Source organism: Robinsoniella sp. RHS, assembly GCF_001029355.1.
In the GTDB taxonomy this organism is placed as follows: Bacteria; Bacillota; Clostridia; order Lachnospirales; family Lachnospiraceae; genus Robinsoniella; species Robinsoniella peoriensis.
The window spans coordinates 192,111-207,506 of record NZ_JNGB01000013.1 but is presented as its reverse complement, the minus strand read 5'-3'; the positions used below and the strand labels follow the sequence as shown (position 1 = coordinate 207,506).

General features: G+C 40.2%; 14 protein-coding genes. 10 read left to right on the top strand and 4 right to left on the bottom strand.

Going from position 1 to position 15,396, the window contains the following annotated elements; translation table 11 throughout:
* Positions 1-5 precede the first annotated feature (5 nt).
* Positions 6-917 (bottom strand): AraC family transcriptional regulator, encoded by a 912-nt coding sequence (locus RHS_RS07085; RefSeq protein ID WP_242858508.1) that lies wholly within the window; start codon positions 915-917, stop codon positions 6-8.
* A gap of 172 nt (positions 918-1,089) precedes the next feature.
* Here RHS_RS07085 and xylB point away from each other — a divergent pair, with 172 nt between their 5' ends.
* The 4 genes from xylB (at position 1,090) to RHS_RS07065 (ending at position 5,104) form a co-directional block, all read left to right on the top strand.
* On the top strand, positions 1,090-2,601 hold the full coding sequence (xylB, locus tag RHS_RS07080) for a xylulokinase (RefSeq protein ID WP_047832737.1): 1,512 nt from the start codon (positions 1,090-1,092) through the stop codon (positions 2,599-2,601).
* Positions 2,602-2,707: 106 nt separating this feature from the next.
* Entirely contained in the window at positions 2,708-3,715 is a 1,008-nt protein-coding gene (locus RHS_RS07075; protein WP_047832736.1) for an aldo/keto reductase, read from the top strand.
* A gap of 3 nt (positions 3,716-3,718) precedes the next feature.
* Positions 3,719-4,660 carry a 2-keto-3-deoxygluconate permease gene (locus tag RHS_RS07070; RefSeq protein ID WP_047832735.1) on the top strand — a complete coding sequence of 314 codons (942 nt, stop codon included), beginning with the start codon at positions 3,719-3,721 and terminating at the stop codon, positions 4,658-4,660.
* Positions 4,661-4,663: 3 nt separating this feature from the next.
* Positions 4,664-5,104 (top strand): RbsD/FucU family protein, encoded by a 441-nt coding sequence (locus tag RHS_RS07065; protein ID WP_027292662.1) that lies wholly within the window; start codon positions 4,664-4,666, stop codon positions 5,102-5,104.
* Positions 5,105-5,208: 104 nt separating this feature from the next.
* On the opposite strand, the gene RHS_RS07060 is transcribed toward RHS_RS07065, so the two are convergent.
* On the bottom strand, positions 5,209-5,592 hold the full coding sequence (locus RHS_RS07060) for an iron chaperone (protein ID WP_330373732.1): 384 nt from the start codon (positions 5,590-5,592) through the stop codon (positions 5,209-5,211).
* A gap of 490 nt (positions 5,593-6,082) precedes the next feature.
* On the opposite strand from RHS_RS07060, the gene RHS_RS07055 reads away from it, so the two are divergent.
* The 3 genes from RHS_RS07055 to RHS_RS07045 all read left to right on the top strand — a co-directional run bounded on the left by RHS_RS07055 (position 6,083) and on the right by RHS_RS07045 (position 9,234).
* Positions 6,083-7,216 carry a site-specific integrase gene (locus tag RHS_RS07055; protein ID WP_047832734.1) on the top strand — a complete coding sequence of 378 codons (1,134 nt, stop codon included), beginning with the start codon at positions 6,083-6,085 and terminating at the stop codon, positions 7,214-7,216.
* Positions 7,217-7,462: 246 nt separating this feature from the next.
* Entirely contained in the window at positions 7,463-8,071 is a 609-nt protein-coding gene (locus tag RHS_RS07050) for an HD-GYP domain-containing protein (RefSeq protein WP_395015451.1), read from the top strand.
* Between the two features lie 155 nt (positions 8,072-8,226).
* Positions 8,227-9,234, top strand: coding sequence for an effector binding domain-containing protein (locus tag RHS_RS07045; protein ID WP_027292665.1), 1,008 nt, complete (start codon positions 8,227-8,229; stop codon positions 9,232-9,234).
* Between the two features lie 180 nt (positions 9,235-9,414).
* Here the strand turns inward: RHS_RS07045 and RHS_RS07040 are convergent, their stop codons facing one another.
* On the bottom strand, positions 9,415-10,323 hold the full coding sequence (locus RHS_RS07040) for a WYL domain-containing protein (RefSeq protein ID WP_047832733.1): 909 nt from the start codon (positions 10,321-10,323) through the stop codon (positions 9,415-9,417).
* A 63-nt stretch (positions 10,324-10,386) separates the two neighbouring features.
* Positions 10,387-11,019, bottom strand: coding sequence for a GyrI-like domain-containing protein (locus tag RHS_RS07035; protein ID WP_395021619.1), 633 nt, complete (start codon positions 11,017-11,019; stop codon positions 10,387-10,389).
* A gap of 152 nt (positions 11,020-11,171) precedes the next feature.
* On the opposite strand from RHS_RS07035, the gene RHS_RS07030 reads away from it, so the two are divergent.
* The 3 genes from RHS_RS07030 to RHS_RS07020 all read left to right on the top strand — a co-directional run bounded on the left by RHS_RS07030 (position 11,172) and on the right by RHS_RS07020 (position 15,365).
* Positions 11,172-11,600: a MarR family transcriptional regulator gene (locus tag RHS_RS07030; protein WP_047832732.1), complete on the top strand. Its 429-nt coding sequence runs from the start codon at positions 11,172-11,174 to the stop codon at positions 11,598-11,600.
* A gap of 149 nt (positions 11,601-11,749) precedes the next feature.
* Positions 11,750-13,495, top strand: coding sequence for an ABC transporter ATP-binding protein (locus tag RHS_RS07025; RefSeq protein WP_027292669.1), 1,746 nt, complete (start codon positions 11,750-11,752; stop codon positions 13,493-13,495).
* Positions 13,485-15,365, top strand: a complete 1,881-nt coding sequence (locus RHS_RS07020; protein WP_044288913.1) for an ABC transporter ATP-binding protein — start codon at positions 13,485-13,487, stop codon at positions 15,363-15,365. Before RHS_RS07025 ends, RHS_RS07020 begins: the two co-directional genes overlap by 11 nt.
* The last annotated feature ends 31 nt before the right edge of the window (positions 15,366-15,396 follow it).

Here is a 15,396-nt window from a genome sequence, read left to right as displayed (position 1 = left end):
CTTACCTATTCATTTTCTGCATGATTCTTTCGATACTGCCTAGCCGTTATCCCATAAAACAATTTAAAAGCATAAGAAAAATGTTCCACAGAGGAATAATTCAATCGGATGGCAACCTCTGAAATACTCAGTGTTTCGTCCGATAACAGGATTTTAGCCATAGACATCTTGGCCTCGCTCTTTTTCTGGGAAAATGTTTTGCCGTAATAATCTTTTAAAAACCGCTCGGTCTGCCTGGTGCTGAGGCCCAGACGAACCGAGAGTTTTTCAAGTGTAATGGTTTCGTAGTCATATAAAAAGCATTCCTCTACAATGAGATATTTGCTGTCTACCAGGTTCGAAGGAGAAAAATGTGCCCTGGATTCCTTTTTATTTTCGTAGTTCCGAACCACCTTTACAATGCACTGCTGCAGCAGGGTTTCAACCTGTGTGATATAACCGGTGTACTTATTTTCCAATTCGTAAAAAATCTGCTGCATCAGGTGGTAGATATCCTGTGAGTCTTTTCCGAACCAGAACTTCGTTTTTTGAAACTGTACCGTAATGGAGTCAGTATTAGCCATAGTTCCGGCAGAGGAAGAAGGCGCTTTACTTATTTTGAAGTAAATACAGTATTCGGTCATCGGATCATCTTTAATGGGAATCTGCTCGTGTTCCACATGGGGGCCTGTCATATAAAGCGTATTAGGCTCCACATCATAGATTGTGTTGTCAATATTTACTTTACCATGACCGTAAGGAATATAGTGAAGTTCATAACTGTTGCTTCCATGGCTGTGCTTTGGCATGGAACGCAAAAAACGTTCAAATACAATATTCAGCACATGGAATGTAGTGTCTTCAATTGAAAATTTTATATTTAAATCCGTATAAACAGTGCGCATAATTCGTATCCAACCAGCTTCTTTTTTCTTCATCGTACCAGTTCGATATTCGAAAGTCAAGAAATATTCGATAATGCGACATATATTGGTTTGTTCTGTCAATTTAATCTCTTGTATTAATATTAAAAAAAATCTATAATATAAGAAAAGGTGTTGGGAATACCAGACAATAGCGGCATAGTCAGCCGCCGCCAGGAGGTCATGTATGGGACAATTATTATTAGGAATCGATATCGGTACGAGTGCCTGCAAGATAGCAGTGTTTGAAAAAAATGGCTCGGTAATTGCATCCGGTACCGGTGAATATCCGGTCTATTATCCACAGCCCGGCTGGGCAGAGCAAAATCCGGACGAATGGTGGAAAGCTGTATGCGGCACGATTAAATCATTATTGGAAATGAATCATATAGATGCTGCAGACATTGCAGGCGTTGGAATCGACGGTCAAAGCTGGTCGGCAATTCCAATTGATAAAGAGGGTAATGTGCTTGCAAATACTCCGATCTGGATGGATACAAGGGCGCAGGATATCTGTGACAGAATCAACAGCGAAATCGGAGAAGAGAATATATTCGCACTCACAGGGAATTCACTGCAGCCATCTTATACCACAGCAAAAATTCTATGGTATAAAGAGCACCTTCCGGAAATGTATAAAAAGATTGACAAGATTCTTCAGTCAAATGCATTTATTGCATACCGGTTAACGGATGTTTTAAGTCATGACCTGTCACAGGGGTATGGGGTGCATTGCTTCGACATGAGAAATGGCTGCTGGAACGATGATATGTGTGAAAAAATGGGCATCCCCAGAAGTTTTCTGCCGGAACTGGTACCCTGCCATCAGGTAGTTGGGACCGTAACCCCAGGTGCAGCACAAGAAACCGGGCTGGCTGTGGGTACTCCGGTAGTTGCAGGGGGACTCGACGCTGCGTGCGGAACACTTGGTGCCGGAGTTATCCACGTTGGAGAAACCCAGGAACAGGGTGGTCAGGCAGGTGGAATGAGCATCTGTATGGAAGAGTATGCAGCAGATCCCCGGTTAATAATGGGTGCCCATGTAGTTCCCGGACAGTGGCTTTTACAGGGAGGAACCGTTGGCGGCGGCGGTGTCATGCGCTGGTTTGAAAAGGAATTTGCTGATTATGAACGGGAAATTGCAGAGAGAGTCGGTAAACCATCACTGGTGCAGCTAAATGAGATTGCGGAATCGGTATCACCCGGAAGCGACGGTGTAGTATTCCTGCCTTATATGGCTGGTGAACGATCCCCGATATGGGATCCAAATGCAAAAGGTGTTTATTATGGCCTGGACTTTAATAAAACAAAAGGGCATATGGTCAGGGCGGCTATGGAAGGCGTTGCTTTTTCTTTAAAGCATAACCTGGATATTGCAGAAGACACTGGGGCAAAGGTGGAAGAACTAAGAGCAATGGGAGGCTCGGCAAATTCACTGCTGTGGACCCAGATAAAGTCGGACATTACAGGAAAGCCGATTGTAGTTCCGTCTTCTGATACGGCAACCACACTGGGAGCAGTGATTCTCGCCGGTGTGGGAGTCGGCGTATACAAAGATTTTGAAGAAGCGGTACAGTTGACGGTCAAAGTTACCAGACGGCATGAGCCGGATATGGAAAAGCACCGGCTTTACCGGAAAAACTATGAAACATACCTGGAATTATATGAGAGCCTGAAAGGTCTGATGAAAAAAATATAATGAACCGGGAGATCAGGGAAATACAAATCTTTATAAACTGAGATATGTATAATACAGATTTATTAACTTATCAATAAAAAATAATTATAAATAGGAGGAAACAAACATGAGTAATTTTATTAATCCGGCTATCGTGCCAAAAAGAAAACTTTATACAGGTGAAGAAATTCCCTGCATCGGAATGGGTACCTTTGGTTCCGACCGTTTTACTGCTGAGCAGGTTTCAGCAGCAGTTGCGGGAGCAATCCGCTGCGGATACCGTATGTTTGACTGTGCGGCGTGCTATGGAAATGAAGATCAAATTGGAAAAGTATTTAAAGATGCAATGGATGAGGGTGTGGTAGAACGTAAAGATCTTTACATAATGACAAAAGTATGGAATGACATGCATGAGAGAGTGGAGGAGTCCTGCAGAAAGAGTATTGCAGATTTACAGTGTGAATATGTGGATTTATTCTTTATCCACTGGCCATTCCCGAATTACCATGCACCACACTGTGACGTAGATTCCCGTAATCCGAATTCCAAACCATTCAGTGTTGAAGAATTTGTGGCTACTTATCAGAGATGTGAAGAATTAGTAGAAAAGGGATTAATCAAAAGCATCGGTATCTCCAATATGACAATTCCGAAATTAGAGGCGGTACTGCCAAAACTAAGAATCAAACCGGTTGCATGTGAAATGGAATTGCATCCATGCTTCCAGCAACAGAAGTTATTTGACTACCTGACAGCTCATGATATTCAGCCAATCGGCTTTATGCCCATCGGTTCCCCAACAAGACCGGAAAGAGACATGTGTCCGGAAGATATCGCGGATATCCAGACTCCGGAAATGGTTTCCATTGCCAAAGCTCACAATTGTCATCCTGCGGTTATCGCACTGAAATGGGCCGTACAAAGAGGACAGATTCCGATTCCATTCTCCATTCATGAAGCAGAATATGTAAGCAATTTAAAACTTACAACGGAAGATCCGTTAACCGAAGAAGAAATGGCGTCTATTGCGACTTTAGAGAGAAATAACAGATTGGTGAAAGGTCAGGTATTCTTATGGGAAGGTGCCAATGACTGGCATGACTTATGGGATGAAGACGGATTTATAGTAAAATAATATATGATATGGAAGGTATTAAAAAAAGTACCGGCAGGATTAATGATTATCCCTATGTTTATGGGGATAATCATTCACTCTTTTTTCCCGGATATCTTAGAAATCGGATCATTTACAACCGCTGTCTTCTCTGCGGAAGGAGCAATTACCATTATGGGCGTGCAGCTATTGTGCCTTGGAAGCCAGCTTCAGATGAAAGAATTGGGTCTGGTGGCAAGACGGAGTGCAGCGCTTCTGGTATCCAAATTTCTGCTTGGTTTCCTGAGTATTTTGTTGATCGGAAGGCTTGTGGGAAACGAAGGCATATTTGGAGTTTCATTATTGGCACTAGTTTGTGCCATTACAAATATTAACGGAAGCATTTACCTCTCTCTGGCTGCGGCCTATGGAGATGAAGCGGATGCAGCAGTAGTGGGCCCCCTTTCATTGACCAATGGCCCATTTCTTACCTTAATTGTTCTGGGCGTATCGGGGTCAGCCAGTTTTTCAGCGATCTCGTTGATCGCTACGGTAATCCCCCTGCTGATGGGAATATTAGTTGGAAATATCAGTAAAACGATAAGGGAATTTTTAAAGCCCGGAATACAGCTGCTGCTGCCATTTATAGGATTTACCCTGGGTGCGGGCATTGATTTGAAAAATGCAGCCAGTGCCGGAATAGAAGGCATACTATTAAGTGTCATCGTTTTGGGTATTGGCGGGGCATTTACCGTGCTATGCGATAAATTAATTGCAGGCCGTCCGGGATATGCGGGGCTTGCAGCCTGTGCCACCGGTGCCAATGCTATCGGAGTGCCGGCGGCGATTGCCCTTGTGGATCCTGCCTGGAAACCATATGCTGAGACAGCGGCAACCCAGATTGCGGCAGTTGTTGTTATCAGTGCAGTAGTAGTACCGATTCTAACCGGCATCTATGCAAATAAAAGAAAAGTTGGAGGACATTAAATTATGTTAAAAGGAATACCACAGATATTATCACCTCAATTATTAAAAGTTTTATGTGAAATGGGACACAGTGACAGAATCATCATTTCAGATGGCAATTTCCCGGCAGAATCCATGGGAAAAGATGCAATAGTTATCCGCTGTGACGGACATGGGGTACCTGAAATATTAGATGCCATTTTAAAGGTAATGCCATTGGATACCTATGTAGAACAGCCGGTTAATCTTATGGAAGTAATGGCTGGAGACAATGTAGAGACACCAATCTGGGATACATACAAAGAAATCGTTGCAAAGTATGATGAAAGAGGCGAGAACGCAGTTGGTAATATCGAACGGTTCGCATTCTATGAAGAGGCTAAGAAAGTCTATGCGATCATTACTACTAGTGAAAAAGCGCTTTATGCAAATGTAATGCTGCAAAAAGGTGTGGTGGTGGAGTAAATAATTATAAAAAAGGGCGCTGCCTGATGACGAAGTATGAAAGTCTTTGTCATTGGTCAGCGCCTTTTTTATATCCACTGTCAAACAAATGATTAAATGCAGTGTCATTTAGATTTTTTCTTTAACTTTTCTTCATATATCTGCATATTTTCCTTTAACCGGAATGCAACAATCTCTTTTATAAGGTCAAGAGGCAATGGTTCTGCATATGGAAATTGAATTGCTCCCTTACTGCACTTGTATTTTGTCAATTTTTGCTTAAAGCATGCAACGCCATTCTCACCGGGATAAAATCCTAAATGATGTTTATTAGCGGCAAAGTGCACCAGATTACCGTGATAAGTAAAGGTTGGCATACCCCAGCTGATTTTTTCGGCTGCGTCAGGGGCACACTCCCTGATGTGGTTTCTTATGATATTTAATATCTCTTGAATCTCTGGCGTGTATTGGCTAATGTAGCTGTCAATGGTTGTAATTTCGGTAGTCATGGTCTGCATTCTCCTTACTTTTCCTTTTGATTTCTATTTGAGGTTTGGACAGTTTATTTATATTGAGTGGTTTTTGAAAGGTTTTTAGTTATTTTGATGGTTTCATCGTATTATAGTTATGGACTTATGTCAAGGGATAGGGATAGAATGAATTTTCCGGAATCTCTTTTTGGTTCCTTTTTTTCAGCTTATTTATACTCAAAAAAAGAACCGCTGAAATAGCCTGAAGCCTATTTGCCGTTCGTAAAATACTTTATTTTATGATATTGAATAAAAATCTTGTTAAAAACAACTTAAATTATGGCATGAGTCTACCATAATTGGATATAATTGTCAATACTATGTAGATTTTTCTCAATATTTATGAAAGAATTTGTGAAATAATAAAGTTCTTTGAAGCATTTGTCCAAAAAGTTCTGTATTGTAGAGTACGGGGTGGAATTTTTAAGCCGTCAGATAAGCCGTCAAATTTAGAAGGAGAGTGAACAGCATGGCAAGACGAGGAGAGAATATCTATAAACGGAAGGATGGCAGGTGGGAAGGCAGATATGTAATAGGAAGGAAGCCTAACGGCAGGACTGCTTTTTCTTATATATATGGAAAGACCTATACAGAGGTTAAGAAAAAACTGGAGATATGCAAAGCGGACAGGACGCTGGCAAAAACAATTGACAGGTCTGAAGAAATTTACCGGGACGGATCAATAGGTGCATGGCTGGAGTTTTGGCTGGAAGCAGTAATTAAGCCAGAGGTAAAGTATTCTACTTACGCGGTGTACAGAGGCCAGGTAGAGCGTCATATACTTCCATCGGCTGGTAAAATTAAATTGAAGAATATGAATAACAAAACAATGGAGATTGTTTACAATGCTATTCTTGATAAAAATATTACAACAGTTACTGCACAAAATATCTGTAAACGGTTTATGGCAGCTCTGTGCAGCGCCCGGGATAGAAACCTGATATCGGGTCTTCCGCTTTTACCCTATAAAAAGAAAAAATATAAGCGGAAAAAACCGAGATTTATGACATTGAATGAACAGAAGCGGATAGAAGAGAAACTGGATGATAAAAAATCAAAGGATTTGGCAGTGTTATTGGCTCTTTACAGCGGCAGCAGGGTAGGGGAATGCTGTGGCTATACCTGGCAGGATTTTGATCCGCTGACCGGGGGAATTCATGTATCACACAGTATTCAAAGAGTCTCGCTGTATCATCAGCAGAAACAGAAGACGAAACTGCTCCTGACGGAAACAAAGTCAGACTCATCCAGACGATTTATTCCCCTCCCCCGTTTTCTGGTGAAGATACTGGTTCAGTTCAAAAAAGATAACCAAGCCCTGGGGAGTGATTATATCTTTGGGGCAGGCAGAAATGCGATGGATCCCAGAGTATTACAATATCATCTGACCAGGGTAACTGAATCAATCGGGCTTCAGGGCATTCACTTTCATACACTGCGGCATACGTTTGCCACAAGGTTTATTGAAAAAAACGGGGATATCCAGGCATTGAAAGAGATTCTGGGACATAGTTCCGCAAAGATCACCCTGGAATGGTATGGACACTCTACAAAACAGCATATTCAAAAATCCATGTTAAAGCTGAATCGTCTTACAGCATAAAAATATAAGCCGTCATAAGCCGTCAGGATCGCTGCTGGGAACGGTGATAGGAAAAGGGGAAAAAGGTTATTTTCGTAAAATAAAGTATTTTGCGAAAGATAAGCCGGATATCATGATTTGTTAATATTATAAAGATATAATATAACAGAAGCAGTGGAGAAATATACAGGAAAATTTTCCCGGATTTTAAATTATTTTTAGCCGCCTCTTGTATACGAATCGCAGTCTGGTGAAGGAGGGAAAATTATGCAAAGATTAAAACAAAATAATGTGCAGGAAATTTTCAAAAGGCTTTATTTAAATTTGCCGAAAGATCTTTATATTCATCAAGGTCTTACTGCAAAGTACGCTTGTGCCCTGTTTGTAAAAATGTGTTCTGCCCAGACGTATGCGCAGGCTGCAAGAGAACTTTCTATAGAAGCCGTTCGTTTAGGTGCCCTCTATCACGATGCAGGTAAAATATTAATACCAGGAGAAATACTTTGTAAAAAGGCTCCCCTGACACAAAAAGAGCGTTCTATGATCCATAATCATGCCGAATACGGCGGAGACATTGCCGTCTGTATGTTAAAAAAAGACCAGGAGAAATATGAGAATACGGTGTGGGCTATGGCAGAATACCATCATGAACGCTGGGACGGAAAAGGGTATCCCGATGGCCTTCGGTGTGAGGAAATCCCGTTGGAAGCCCGGATATGCTGTATTGCAGACAGTTATGATGCATTGGCTAACGATGTTAATAATGAAAATAGAACAAAAGAGTACGCCTGTGCAGAGATAGAAAAAAATGCGGGAAGCCAGTTCGATCCCCTTTTAGCAAGAATATTTTTGGAATGTATCAAAGAGGAATTTTAGAAAAAGAGTGAAATATAACCGTTTTTCTGTTTTCAACGCCAAATTTCATGGGAAGAGATGTTCATCTGAGTCAGATACTTATTTTACTTGACTTTGACACCGTGTCGCAGTTTAAAATATAAACTATAACATGAGATATAACAAGGAGGTATAAAATGGAGGAAATGACAATAAGCCAAGTATCCAGAAGTTTGGGAATTTCAACGAGAATGCTTCGCTATTACGAAAAGGTTGGATTAATCAGCAGTTCCCGGCGGGAAGGATATTCCTACCGTATCTATGATAATAATGCAGTTACCCGAATGAAACAGATCATACTATTGCGTAAGCTGCGAATACCTGTCCGCCAAATTTCTATTATATTGAATAATACAAATGCGGTAGCGGCAATCGAAATTTTCCGGAAGAACATGGAAGAATTAGACGAAGAAATTACAGCTCTTTCCACAATTAGAGATATACTAAATCATTTTGTTGAAGAACTCAGCAAGTCGACTGAGCTGCCACTGAAGAATTTGATATCCCAGGATGATACACTGCTGGCGACTATTGAGTCTCTCAGTCTTATTAGTATTAATTTTAAAGAAGAACAATCCGCAGACAAATTAAAGAAAGCAGATGAGCGCCTCTCCAAAATCAATGATGTACGAATTATCTATCTGCCTCCGGCTACTGTAGCTGCGGCTCATTGTATTGGGGATGAACCTGAATTAAATGCAAACTTCTTAATTGACAAGTTTGTAAAGGAAAGTGCTTTGGGTAAATTAAAACCGGATCTGAGACTGTATGGCTTTAATCACCCTAATCCGGTTGATGAAACAGGTTATCATGGTTATGAGACTTGGGTAACGATTCCTGATGAGATGGAAGTACCAGATCCACTTGAAAAAAAGAAATTCTGCGGAGGCTTATATGCGGCTCATATGATTACTTTTGGAAATTTTAATGAGTGGGATTCATTTCTTGATTGGATTATGAAAAACGAAAGATATGATTTTGCAGGTGACTTGCAAGATCAGGAGCATATGTGCGGCCTATTGGAGGAACACTTGAATTTCTACAATCATATTGAACAACCCGATAAAGATGATGAACATTTACAGTTAGATCTTTTAATGCCTATAAAAGAAAAGGTGACACCGGCAGCAAATATAGTGAAATAAACAGGGGTTATTCATACCCATACATCCAGGGCATGGTTTTTTTGTGAAACAATGTTTATAACAGACCATGCAATTCATCCCGCAAGGCGCAAACATCTGCTCCTCAATTTTTAATGTCATTTTCATTAGACTTTCGCTCCTTTAGTGATATGGTAACGCAAGAAAGGTGCCATTAGTATGTCACCTTTCATAATTTCCGGTAATCTTATTTACAATCTCCAAGATATGCTTTTTTACATGGTCCGGTTCCAGAACCACCACTTCTTTTCCGAACGATAGGATATAACCGTATACCCAGTCATTTAAGGGATATTCCGCAGTTACGTTTAAATTTCCTTTTTCATCTTCTTTTATCTGTTCCAAATCAAATTCATCATAAACCCGGTAAGCGATTTCACTGGAAAATTGAAGTTTTAAGTTCACAAGTTCAAAGGGGGATTTCATTTCTATGCCGGCAGATTCGGAAGGCAGTTCCCTTTTGGCAAAGGATTGGGATGCGGCTTTTAAATTTTTAATCCGTGTCATTTTGTAAATTCGAAAATCCTCGTGTTTGAGGCTATATCCTTTTAAATACCATGATTTTTCTTTAAACCATAGCTTGTACGGCTCTATCCGGTTGCAACTGCTTTGTCCGAAAGAATTAAAATAATCAAATTCAATGATTATCTGCTGTAAAATACAGCTTTTGATTATGGAAAAAGTATCGATTTCATCTGTATGACTTCCCCAATGCGAAAAATCGACAGAAATCCAATCATCGTTGGTCTTTTGAAATAGATTTGCCAGTCTGCCAAGAGATTCTTTGGCATTTGGATATTTCAATTCTTCCAATATCTTTAAGGATGCTAGAATTTCCTGCTGTTCCGAATCAGTGATCAGTGATTTATCTAAAACGAAATTGTCCAGCAGGCTGATTCCGCCGTATCTTCCCTTATTGGCATAAATAGGAATGCCGGCGAAAGAGAGCATCTCAATATCCCTGCAAATGGTACGTCTTGACACTTCAAAATACTCAGCCAACTCCGTAGCAGTAACTTTTTTTTTATTCAGCAGTATATAAATAATTTCAAACAACCGATTACTCTGCATAGCAATCCCTCCTGGTATACCCCATGTCATTATTCTAACATAAATGTAACAAGAGGAACATATTTATTTTGGGCATACATCGTAGCGCAGAACGGTTTTTAAATTAGCCTGAATGACGGTTTTAACAACGATATATATTTCTTTATGCGTATCATCGGTTCTTCTGAGGTTATAATCCTGACAGAATTGATCCATCAGTTTAAAGCTGGCTGGTTCATCATCATAGGATCCGCTATGGAGTATTTGAACGGATAAACGTTCTTCCATGGTAATCACAGATAATTCATTCAGGAGAGGATTCGGTTTTTTCTTCTTAACATTTGCAATCCCTTCTGCAATTACTTCGTCCGGCACAAAATCCGGAATAGCGATCATCATTTCATAAATAAGTTCACTTTTTATTAATTTGTCAGACTGTTTTCCGTCTTCAGTCATGTCCCATACAGCTTCCAGAGGGTTAACGGAATAATTATCATATAAAACATCCTGGGCTGTGGATTTGCAATATTTTTTATATTGGGATTTTATGCTGTATGCAGCAGGGAAAAGTACACTGATTTTTTCACTGAATTCGCAGCTGTTTGGGTCTCCTTTTCCTTTCAGGGATATAAATCTTTGTTTGGGTACGGAGACCAGCACAGCCTTTGCTTTCGGCAGATATATTTCTTTTTCTTCTTTTTTCCATTCGTAATTCATAATAAATACCTCCTTTTTGATATAATCATACCATGTATATTGTGACATCTGTGTGTCACAATTAAAATCAAAAAAGAATAAAAAATAAAAAAGAAGTTGCGCACGCAATAATATAGTGCTATAATGACTAAAAAAGAAAGCAGGGTGCTGTCATGGGTCAAGTATTTAAGTGGCTGTCTATTTTAGGAAGATTAAGTAATGTATACGCTGATCAACAATTTAAAGAGCTGAATATCAACAGCAGCCATCATGTCTTCATTATCCACATTTGTATAAATCCCGGCATTACCCAGGATAAGCTGAAGACGTTAATTTATGTCCATCCAAGTAATATTACCAGAGCTTTGGATTATTTAGAAAAAGAAGAGTATCTCACCAGAGAAACTTTTGTAAATGATAAGCGCACCAGCAGGTTATATCCCACTAAAAAAGCTTATAAGGCATTTGACACAATAAACAAAGTAATGTCAGACTGGGAAACTATGATTACAGAGGATATGACAGAAGAGCAGGCAGCAGAATTTCTCACATTATTAAAGCAGGCAGGGAACAAGGGAACAGAATATTTTTTTGGAAGGTAATCATTTACCCAACTAGTTGCGGGCACAAATAAATAGAGAAGCTAAAAAGGCGAAACGAGTAGTGTTAATCACATAAATCCGGTTGATTAACCTGCCCGTTATTTTGTTGGTAAAGATGATGGAAAATAGAAAAGGAGATAGGAAAAGCAATGATAAAAGAACTTATGAAATGTATCAGAGAATTTAAAAAAGCCTCCATACAGGCACCGATATTGGTTTCTTTGGAAGTTGTTATGGAGTGTATTATTCCATTTTTGATTGCGCAACTGGTCAATCAGATAAAAGCGGGCTGTGATCTTATAGTTCTGCTTCAATACGGATTGCTGCTGGTAGTCATGGCAGGATTGTCCCTGACTTTTGGAGCACTGGCGGGAACTGCATGCGCAACGGCATCCTGCGGTTTTGCCCGTAATATCAGAAAGGATATGTACTATAAAATACAGAGTTATTCCTTTGAGAATATCGACAAATTTTCAACATCATCCCTGGTAACCCGGCTTACCACTGATGTTACCAATGTACAGAATGCCTACATGATGATTGTGAGAACGGCTATCCGCTGTCCGTTAATGCTGTTATTTGCCTTTGCCATGGCTTTTATTATGGGTGGGAAAATGGCATTTGTTTTCCTGATTGTAATCCCGATTTTGGGGTTTGGACTCTTTTTGGTAATCCGAAAAGTAATGCCATTATTTAAGCAGGTATTTAAAAAATACGATGCTCTTAACAATTCTGTGCAGGAAAATATCAAAGGCATGCGTGTTGTAAAATCTTATGTGAGAGAAGACTACGAAAAAGAAAAATTTGGAACAGCTGCGGGAGATGTCTGCAATGACTTTACAAGAGCGGAGAGGATTTTAGCCATTAACAATCCGCTAATGCAGTTTTGTATTTATTCTGTAATGATATTTGTGATGTCATTTGGTTCTTATACAATTATTACTTCCAGAGGCCTGGACTTGGACGTAGGGCAGTTATCCTCTCTGTTAGCATACAGCTTTCAGATATTGAGCAGCCTGATGATGCTGTCTATGGTATTTGTTATGATCACCATGGCAAGTGAATCTTCGAAACGTATTGTTGAAGTATTAAGAGAAGACAGTTCGCTGGCGAATCCGGCAGAACCGGTATTTACAGTGGCAGACGGCTCTGTTGATTTTGAACAGGTTAATTTTAAATATTCAATGAAAGCAGAAAAAATGGCGCTTGCCGACATTAATCTTCATATAAAATCAGGAGAAACAATAGGTATTATCGGAGGAACCGGTTCATCAAAATCTTCATTAATCCAGCTGATTTCAAGACTTTATGATACTACAGAAGGGGTAGTGAAAGTAGGTGGGATTGATGTTAAAGATTATGATATAGAAACCCTTAGGAACCAGGTATCAGTTGTACTGCAAAAAAATATCCTGTTTTCCGGTACCATTAAAGATAATCTGCGGTGGGGAAATAAAGAAGCCACAGACGAAGAAATGATAGAAGCATGTAAGCTGGCTCAGGCGGATGAATTTATTATGCAGTTCCCGGAGCAATATGATACTTACATAGAACAGGGTGGTTCCAATGTATCAGGCGGTCAGAAACAGAGGCTTTGTATTGCCAGAGCTCTTTTGAAGAAACCGAAAATTATTATTCTGGATGATTCTACAAGTGCGGTGGATACGAAAACGGATGCCCAGATCAGAAAAGCATTTCGGGAGTTTATTCCCGATACGACTAAGATTATCATTGCACAGAGAACTTCTTCTGTACAGGATGCTGACCGCATTGTGGTCATGGATGGAGGTACCATTAATGCAGTGGGAACCCATCAAGAGCTGTTAAGAGGAAATACGATTTACCAGGAAGTATACAATTCACAAAATAAGGCAGGTGGTTCTGATGAAGAGTAAAAAAGGAGTATTAGGGCGGGTAATTAAGACACTGTTTAGTTTTTATCCTGTAATGATGCCTGTGGTACTGATCTGCATTATTTTCAATGCGGTTGTCAGTTCCATCCCGGCTATTTTTATGCAGAATGTAATTGCAACCATAGAACAGAGCTGGCAGAGCGGTGACTGGGATTCGGTTTCTGCCAAAATCATCGGACTGGTATTGCTGTTGGTAACCTTTTATGTACTGTCCCTGTGTGCATCTGTTATTTACAACCAGATGATGGCTGTAATCACGCAGGGTACACTAAAAAAGCTGCGCCAGAAAATGTTTAACGGTATGCAGGATCTTCCAGTCCGCTATTTTGATACCCACAACCACGGTGATATTATGAGCTACTATACCAACGATATTGATACTCTGCGTCAGATGATATCCCAGAGTTTCCCTCAGCTTTTAGTATCTGCCGTTACGGTGCTGACGATATTTTCTATTATGCTTTACTATAGCGTATGGCTGACAATTGTAGTCGTTATCGGTGTGGTATTTATGGTGCTTGTCACAAAGAAAATTGGAGGAAATTCAGCTAAATATTTTATCCGCCAACAGATTGCTCTGGGAAAAGCAGAGGGGTTTGTGGAGGAAATGATGAATGGGCAGAAGGTCGTAAAGGTATTTTGCCACGAAGAAGAGAGTAAATCAGATTTTGACCGTTACAATGATGCATTGTTTCACGATGCCCAGCAGGCAAATAAATTTGCCAACACGCTGATGCCGATCCTTAACAATATTGGAAATGTACTCTATGTAATAGTTGCTTTAGTTGGTGGTATTCTGCTTCTTAGTAACGTTCCAAATGTTAGCATATCGGGTATGGCAATCAGCATCAGCATTGTAGTTCCATTTTTAAATATGACCAGACAATTTTCCGGAAATGTCAGTCAGGTATCCAACCAGCTGAATGCGGTTATTATGGGTCTGGCTGGTGCTGACAGGGTATTTACCCTGATTGATGAAATACCGGAAGTAGATGAAGGATATGTAACTTTGGTCAATACAAAAGAAGTTAACGGAGAGATGGTGGAATGTACAGAACGTACCGGCACCTGGGCATGGAAACATCCTCATGAAAATGGTACCACAACTTACACCAGATTAACCGGAGATGTACGGCTGTTCGATGTGGACTTTGGCTATGAAGAAAATAAAATCGTGCTTCAGAATATTACTCTTTATGCAGAGCCTGGGCAGAAAGTAGCTTTTGTTGGGGCAACCGGAGCAGGAAAAACGACCATTACCAACTTAATTAATCGTTTTTACGATATAGCGGACGGTAAAATTCGTTACGATGGTATTAATATTAATAAAATTAAAAAGGCTGACCTGCGTCGATCACTGGGCATTGTACTCCAGGATACAAATCTTTTTACAGGCACAGTTATGGAAAATATAAGATATGGAAAATTGGATGCTACAGAGAAAGAGTGCATCGAAGCAGCAAAGCTTTCCGGTGCCCATGACTTTATCACCAGGCTTCCGGATGGATATCATACGCAGCTGTCCGGAAACGGCGGGAACTTATCCCAGGGGCAGAGACAGCTTCTGGCAATTGCCCGTGCCGCGGTAGCCGATCCTCCGGTAATGATTCTGGATGAAGCGACAAGTTCCATCGATACGCGAACGGAATCCATTGTTCAAAGGGGAATGGATGCACTGATGAAAGGCAGAACAGTATTTGTAATTGCCCATCGGCTTTCTACCGTCAGAAATTCAGATGTTATTATGGTTCTGGATCATGGTAAGATTATTGAACGCGGAAGTCACGATAAACTGATTGAAGAGAAAGGCAAGTATTATCAGTTGTATACAGGTGCATTTGAGCTGGAATAGAAACATGTTTTAACTTTTAATTGTAAATGAT